Origin of the sequence: Pseudomonas sp. NPDC089758, from assembly GCF_044748705.1 — a bacterium.
Taxonomy (GTDB): domain Bacteria; phylum Pseudomonadota; class Gammaproteobacteria; order Pseudomonadales; family Pseudomonadaceae; genus Aquipseudomonas; species Aquipseudomonas putida_X.
In genome coordinates, this window is record NZ_JBIVGN010000041.1 from 1 (window position 1) to 1,748 (window position 1,748).

Genomic DNA, 1,748 nt, shown 5'->3' on the forward strand with positions numbered 1-1,748 from the left:
TGGTGATGCGGTAGAGGAGCGTTCTGTAAGCCTGTGAAGGTGAGTTGAGAAGCTTGCTGGAGGTATCAGAAGTGCGAATGCTGACATGAGTAACGACAATGCGAGTGAAAAACTCGCACGCCGAAAGACCAAGGTTTCCTGCGCAACGTTAATCGACGCAGGGTTAGTCGGTCCCTAAGGCGAGGCTGAAAAGCGTAGTCGATGGAAAACAGGTTAATATTCCTGTACTTCCAGTTATTGCGATGGAGGGACGGAGAAGGCTAGGCCAGCTTGGCGTTGGTTGTCCAAGTTTAAGGTGGTAGGCCGAGATCTTAGGCAAATCCGGGATCTCAAGGCCGAGAGCTGATGACGAGTTGCCTTTAGGCGACGAAGTGGTTGATGCCATGCTTCCAAGAAAAGCTCCTAAGCTTCAGATAACTGGGAACCGTACCCCAAACCGACACAGGTGGTTAGGTAGAGAATACCAAGGCGCTTGAGAGAACTCGGGTGAAGGAACTAGGCAAAATGGCACCGTAACTTCGGGAGAAGGTGCGCCGGTGAGGGTGAAGGACTTGCTCCGTAAGCTCATGCCGGTCGAAGATACCAGGCCGCTGCGACTGTTTATTAAAAACACAGCACTCTGCAAACACGAAAGTGGACGTATAGGGTGTGACGCCTGCCCGGTGCCGGAAGGTTAATTGATGGGGTTAGCGCAAGCGAAGCTCTTGATCGAAGCCCCGGTAAACGGCGGCCGTAACTATAACGGTCCTAAGGTAGCGAAATTCCTTGTCGGGTAAGTTCCGACCTGCACGAATGGCGTAACGATGGCGGCGCTGTCTCCACCCGAGACTCAGTGAAATTGAAATCGCTGTGAAGATGCAGTGTATCCGCGGCTAGACGGAAAGACCCCGTGAACCTTTACTATAGCTTTGCACTGGACTTTGAATTTGCTTGTGTAGGATAGGTGGGAGGCTTTGAAGTGGGGACGCCAGTTCTCATGGAGCCATCCTTGAAATACCACCCTGGCAACTTTGAGGTTCTAACTCAGGTCCGTTATCCGGATCGAGGACAGTGTATGGTGGGTAGTTTGACTGGGGCGGTCTCCTCCCAAAGAGTAACGGAGGAGTACGAAGGTGCGCTCAGACCGGTCGGAAATCGGTCGTAGAGTATAAAGGCAAAAGCGCGCTTGACTGCGAGACAAACACGTCGAGCAGGTACGAAAGTAGGTCTTAGTGATCCGGTGGTTCTGTATGGAAGGGCCATCGCTCAACGGATAAAAGGTACTCCGGGGATAACAGGCTGATACCGCCCAAGAGTTCATATCGACGGCGGTGTTTGGCACCTCGATGTCGGCTCATCACATCCTGGGGCTGAAGCCGGTCCCAAGGGTATGGCTGTTCGCCATTTAAAGTGGTACGCGAGCTGGGTTTAGAACGTCGTGAGACAGTTCGGTCCCTATCTGCCGTGGACGTTTGAGATTTGAGAGGGGCTGCTCCTAGTACGAGAGGACCGGAGTGGACGAACCTCTGGTGTTCCGGTTGTCACGCCAGTGGCATTGCCGGGTAGCTATGTTCGGAAGAGATAACCGCTGAAAGCATCTAAGCGGGAAACTTGCCTCAAGATGAGATCTCACTGGGATCTTGAATCCCCTAAAGGGCCGTCGAAGACTACGACGTTGATAGGTTGGGTGTGTAAGCGCTGTGAGGCGTTGAGCTAACCAATACTAATTGCCCGTGAGGCTTGACCATATAACACCCAAGCAATTTGCT

The 1,748-nt window shown here is 52.6% G+C and carries 1 rRNA gene; it reads left to right on the forward strand.

Going from position 1 to position 1,748, the window contains the following annotated elements:
• Positions 1-1,727, forward strand: a 23S ribosomal RNA gene (locus ACIPZH_RS25740); the annotation flags it as partial.
• Positions 1,728-1,748 lie beyond the last annotated feature (21 nt).